Raw genomic sequence first — 5,921 nt, 5'->3', positions numbered from 1 at the left:
GGGCCGTTGCGGTCAGGGCAAAGGCCAGGAGGGCGACTCCGAAGAGCGCTGCAAATTTTTTCATGGAATCTTGAATTTTGAGATTGAACAATTAGTCCTCACCCACTTTGACGTCGGAATGCCTTCCGTTCACAGTTATGAGCGGAGACGATTCGGCGGCATTGGATGTTATGGCGGAATAGGAGAGGTTACCTTTGTTGCGTTGCTCGTTGACATGCTTGAATGAGAACCCATCGGCCCTGAAATTACCATTCTTGATGTCGGCACGCACCCGGAACGGAGTGCCGGACTGTACGCCCAACCTCAGATCCGTATAATTGATGTCGGCGTTCACGGACTTGAAGCCCTTGTCGATCTTCCTGACCCGGATATTGCCGTAGTTACAGCTGATGATGGCGCTGGCACCCAGCTCTTCCATCCTTACATCGGAATAATTCGCCTTCAGCACCAGGCTGCCGATATTCCTGAACCGCAGTTCATCATAACTGGATTGCAACTTCAGTTCTTTCACATCCCCGAACGAATAATGGCCGTAGCTGGACGTACAATTCACCTCGTCGATTTTACCACAGTTCAGGGAAGAATACGCCGCCTGCACCGTCAGGTGCTCCGCGCTGCCGATCCTCGCTTTATTGGTGTAAGCGATACTGAGGAATATCCTGCCGGCATCGGCCACATCAATGAAACCGTAATTCACTTTGAGGTTCGACGGAAAAGGCAATTGCCGCGCGATCACATCCCCGAAGCTGTTGGCGATATTCATGGTTTTCAGACGGGAAGGCACGTATAATTCGATATCGATATTCACGTATTCTTTATTGTCTTTCCGTTGATTGAACCATTTCGATGCGGAATTCGACACAACGTTGATATTCACATTGCCACCCGACTCATCCATTTTTACATCGATCGTTTCGGTCATCTTGCGCGCCTGATCGGCGTTGTTGCCAAATCCCGTTACGGTCACGGTAGACTTGCAGGCGGGTTTGTCCCAGATATGCACCGTTACTTTACCGTATTTGGTGTTAATATTTACAGAAGATGATTCGCTGACGCGGAATTCTTTTACCATCGTCACCTTGTGCTCTTCGTCCCCTTTCGTGGCGAAAACCAGGATCGGGCTCAGTAATAAAAACAGTATGGTAGATTTACAAAACATCTTTTTTCGTTGACGGTGAATCATTTGTGTACTTGTCGTGCTCTTCAAGGATCTTCTCCAGGAGCTCGAGCTTCATCTGGTAGTACCGGATCATAGCCGCGCGGATGCGCTCGTTCCCGGGGTTGGCGGCCAGCTCCTTTTCCAGCATGGTATAAGTATCGTTGCGCAGTTCAAGCTCTTTCATCGTAAGGCTGTCGAGCCCCGTTTCCGAAACGGGCAGCTGCTTCAGGACTTCCAGTTTCTGCTCGATACGCGCCGAATAGTAAGATTCCATTTCTTGGATCTCCGGGATCACCACCGCTACTTCCTGCCTGGTATTCATATACTTCAGCAGTAACCCGGCATTGACGATCAATGCCACGAGTATGGCGGCTTTCCACCAGTGCTTCGCCACCATCATCACCACTTTTCCCCTCTCCTGCTTCGGCTTCGGCAACTGTTTTTCCAGCGCTGCCCAGACGTCCGGTCGCGGCCCCTCTTCCTCAAATCCGCTCCTGTTCTGCCGGATAAACTCTTCCAGGTTCATATCGTTTTTGATTTAAGTTTCACGATCTGGCGGACTTTTTCCTTCGCCCGCATATATTGCGTTTTGACGGTAGACTCCGTGATGCCCAGCAAACCTGCGATCTCACGGTGGCTGTAATCCTCGAAAATGTAGAGGTTCAGCACCGTCCTGTATCCCGCCGGCAACTGGCCGATCGCGTCCTTCACGGCCGCAACCGTCAATGTGTGCTCGGATTCGTCAACCCCTTCTTCCTGCTTCCATTCCTGGTCTTCCACTTCCTCGAAATACACTTTCTTTTTCCGGAGGTAACTGAGGCAGTGGTTCACTACGATCCGCTTGACCCAGGCGGTCAGGCTGCTGTCGGAAGCGAGGTTATCCAGATTTTTAAAGACCTGTACGAATGCCTCCTGCAGAACGTCTTCCGCATCGGCCTGATGGCCGGTCATCCGGAGGCAGATATTATACATAGCCCTGGAATATGCGTGATACAGGTCATGGAACGCACGGGCGTCGCCCTTGCGGCATCTGGCCACGATCTGATCTGTTACAGGCAAATTTTCCAAGTTGTCCGGGTATAAATTCATATTAAAGACGATAAAGCTTTAAAAGGGTTGCACGGGCCGGGACATTTTTTTCAATGTACTGAAAACCACCCGCATATAAAAGCGAACGCGGCCCAGAAGAGCCGCGTTCTTTCCATCCTTATATACCTAAAACATGATTAGGTCGGTGTAATTGCCTATTTCACGCGGCTTTGCTCGTCTTCCAGGCCGGTCTTGCGGTTCCGGGCCTCTTTTACGTTGCTGTTGCCGAATCGATAGGTGAAGTTCAGGCGCACCTGGCGGCTGTCCCAGCCCGTTTTGAGGGTCAGGTTGCTGTTGGTGACAGCGTAGTCGCCACGGAAGCGCTGTGTCTGAAATATGTCGTTGACGTTCAGGCGGATCGTGCCTTTTTTGTCGAGCACCGTCTTCTGGATCCCGGCATTGATTGCGTACATCGCCTTCATCCGGAACAGGCCTTCCTGCGCGATCTGCGGGGAGGTGTAAAAGGCGGAAGCTTCCGCCGTCCAGCCTTTGCCCAGGGTAAAAGTGTGCTGCGTGTTGCCGAAGAAACCGGCCGACGCGCGCCTGATCTCCTCTCCTTTCACCACCGTTTCAAATTTGTTGTAGAAAACCGAAGCGGTCGTGAACGTTTTCCACCATTTGGTTACCGGGATGGGCGCGCTGACATTCAGGTTCACATTGTCTTTGGTAGCCACGTTCATGTAACGGTACACCACAATCGTTGTGTCGCCGGTTATATCGTCGACGCCCGGTTCCAGGATGCGGGAAAGCATGTCCTTCGTGTGGCTGTACCCGATGGCCGTGGTCAGGAACGATTTGAACGTCCAGGTGAAATCCACGTTGCTGGAAAACTGCGGCCGCAGGTTGGGGTTGCCGCCGGCTTTGGTATAGCGGTCGAGGTAGAATTCGAAGGGGTTAAGGTCGTCGTAGCTCGGGCGCTGCAGGCGGCGGCTGTACGAAAGGCCCAGCTGGTGGTCTTTCCCGGCATTGTAGCTGAAAAAGATGCTGGGGAAGAAGTTGAGATAACTCGTATCGTTCACTTGCTTAAGCGTCAGCGAGTTACCAATTACGTGGGTATGTTCGGCGCGGAGACCGGCTTGTACACCGAGTTTTTTGAACTGGCGGCTGTAATTGATATACCCTGCGTTCACGTTCTCTTTGTAAATGAAGTAGTTGGAACGGTTTCCATCGTACACCCAGGTATCATTCAGCAGCGAATCGAAGCGGGAATTGTTGTCGGAATCCACCCAGCTGAACTTCGCGCCGGCTTCCAGTTTGTCGTTGTGTTTCAGCGGATGGGTGTAATCCACTTTAACGGTTTTGATGTTGATGATCGACGGCTGGAAGTTGCGGGTTACATCGCCGCGGAAGAACTCCTCCCCTTTGGCGTCCATATAGTTGGAATACATGTTGGTGCGGCTGTCTTCCGTGTTGCGGGAATAATCGAGGTCGATGTTGATTTCTTTCCCGGAGGTGTCGAGTTTGCCTTTATAGTTGAAGTTGTAAGATTGGCGTTTCCAATCCTGGTTGTTGTCGTTGGTGGTATGCAGGCTGGAGTCCTGCCGTATGCCGTTTCCAATGATCGTCAGGCCGTTGCCGTCGCCCGTCCATCCGCTTTTGGCGAGGTTGACCATGAAACCGAGCGTGTGGTTGGGATTGATAAAGTAATCGATCCCGGCCTTACCGCCGTGGTAGGTAGACGATTTATCGATGTAATTGTGCTGGTCGAAGAAAGTGCGGCCTTTTTCCGTCTGGTAGTCGCGGGTGATGTTGAGCTCTTCGAAGCCACGGAAGTAGCTGATGTTGTAGGAGCCGTAAACATTGACTTTTTTATTGCGGTAGTTGAGGTTGAGGCCTCCGGTCGCCTTGGGCAGCATGCCCTGGGTGTACCCAGCGTTCACGCTGCCGTTGGCGCCGTAGTTGCTGTTTTTCTTCAGCTTGATATTAATGATCCCCGCGTTGCCTGCTGCATCGTATTTGGCGGAAGGATTGGCGATCAGTTCGATTTGGTCAACGTTCGAACTGGGCATGTTTTTGAGCAGCTGGGCAACGTCCTGGGGCGACATATTGGAAGGTTTGCCGTCTATCATGATGATGACGCCGTTTTTGCCGCGCATGGAGATGTTATCGTCCTTATCGACCTGGATGCCGGGCGATTGCTGGAGCACTTCCATGGCGGTGCCCCCTGCGGCCACGATAGAGTTCTCGACGTTTACGACCATTCTATCGGCTTTTTGTTCGATGAATGGCCTTTTGGCGGTAACGTCTACTGTTTTCAGGTTGCGGGTATCTTCGCCGAGCACGATGGCGGGCATGTTCACAGGGGAGCCGTTTAAGGTGAAGGGCTGGGAAAAACCCTTTTTCAACCCCATGTTGGCGGCGGCAACGATGTATTTGCCGCCGGCCACGCCGTCGAATGCGTATTTACCGCCGATATCGGCGAGCACGCCTTTCACCAGGGAAGAGTCTTTTGCACGAAGGAGGGTTACGGTGGCAAATTCAACGGGAGCGTTATTGGAGCGGGTTACGGAACCGGCGACCTGCCCTTTGGCGGCAGCGCCGTTTTGGGATTGGGCCTGGACGGATAGTGGCCCGGAAACCAACACACTCAGGATCAACAGTTTGTAAAACGAGTTCATATAAGGCGGATTATAGTTAGGATTTAGATCTTTAGATTGATTAGTTCCTTTGTTTGGGTAGTTCCTTTCTTTATCAACTACAGTGCTAAGATAGGTAGTATGTTTTACATAGTACATAATTATACACAAGTGGTTTGCAAGAAGGGATGATTGGTAAAAATGTTGGAAATTGATTGTAGAGATCCACAAACAAATATGTGGCTACAGGAGAAAGACGACCGTTAGACCATTTGGTTACAAACAAATTTGAAAAAAAACGGCGCCGGGGGAAAATCCCCCGGCGCCGCGCGCTTCATATATTATTATATGCTTCCTTTATCAGGACTTCCGCTCACCATCCTCCTCATCTCCTACTGCCTGCGGCTCTTCAGCGGGAGCAGCTACTTCAGCAACCGCTTCCTCTTCCTGTTTCCTCCTCCGCCCGCGGAACCAGTTCCACAAGCCAGCACCTCCGGCGATGAGGCCCATAATAATGAACTTCCCGAATTTCGCCAGTATGGCAAAGAAGCCCGCTTTGGCCAGCACCTTGCCGGCCACGAGGCCCCCTACCGTCCAGGCGGCTACATTGTCCACATCCGGGTTGAAGTCGGAATACGCAAAACCTTCTTCGAAGGTGGCGCTGTTAAGGATGGCAGGGATATGCGTCTTGATCTCTGCCAGTTGGTCGATGCCGCCGATAGCGTTCATTGACAGAACGCCTTTCCGGCCAAGCACCCGCAGGTTATAATTAAGCGTGTGCGCATCGCTGGCGCTGGATTTGAGATCGAGCGCCCAGTGCAGGGTTTTCGTGTTTTTGTCGTAGAACGGCTGCGAGGCCCATCCAACCGTAACCAGCTCGGAATATCCCTGTGCTACGCGTTGCTTGTTCTCCTCGACCTCATCGTCCTTCATGGTCTGCAACAGCTCGGCGTAATCAATTTTGTCGGCGTCCTCGTCTTTCACATACCCCAAATCATCGAAAGAGATATTGAACGCCCAGGAAACCTCGTCGATCGGGCCGAACGAATCTGCAAAGAGCATTCCCATCGTTTCCATTTTGGGATTGCCCCACAGTT

5 protein-coding genes are annotated in these 5,921 nt (G+C 51.9%); all 5 read right to left on the bottom strand.

Going from position 1 to position 5,921, the window contains the following annotated elements; translation table 11 throughout:
* Positions 1–91: 91 nt before the first annotated feature.
* A complete protein-coding gene (locus tag Q0510_RS01510) occupies positions 92–1,159 on the bottom strand; it encodes a DUF4097 family beta strand repeat-containing protein (protein WP_298707592.1) in 1,068 nt (355 codons plus the stop codon).
* Complete coding sequence (locus Q0510_RS01505) at positions 1,149–1,685, bottom strand: hypothetical protein (RefSeq protein WP_298707590.1); 537 nt, start codon at positions 1,683–1,685, stop codon at positions 1,149–1,151. The genes Q0510_RS01510 and Q0510_RS01505 overlap by 11 nt, the downstream gene beginning before the upstream one ends.
* Positions 1,682–2,218, bottom strand: a complete 537-nt coding sequence (locus Q0510_RS01500) for an RNA polymerase sigma factor (protein WP_298707588.1) — start codon at positions 2,216–2,218, stop codon at positions 1,682–1,684. The genes Q0510_RS01505 and Q0510_RS01500 overlap by 4 nt, the downstream gene beginning before the upstream one ends.
* Positions 2,219–2,403: 185 nt before the next feature.
* Positions 2,404–4,866: a TonB-dependent receptor gene (locus Q0510_RS01495; protein ID WP_298707586.1), complete on the bottom strand. Its 2,463-nt coding sequence runs from the start codon at positions 4,864–4,866 to the stop codon at positions 2,404–2,406.
* A gap of 318 nt (positions 4,867–5,184) precedes the next feature.
* On the bottom strand, positions 5,185–5,921 hold a 737-nt coding region (locus Q0510_RS01490), incomplete at its 5' end, for a DUF2167 domain-containing protein (RefSeq protein ID WP_298707584.1).

The sequence above is a fragment of the uncultured Chitinophaga sp. genome (assembly GCF_937874145.1).
In the GTDB taxonomy this organism is placed as follows: Bacteria; Bacteroidota; Bacteroidia; order Chitinophagales; family Chitinophagaceae; genus Chitinophaga.
This window is presented reverse-complemented; position numbering and strand designations above follow the sequence as displayed.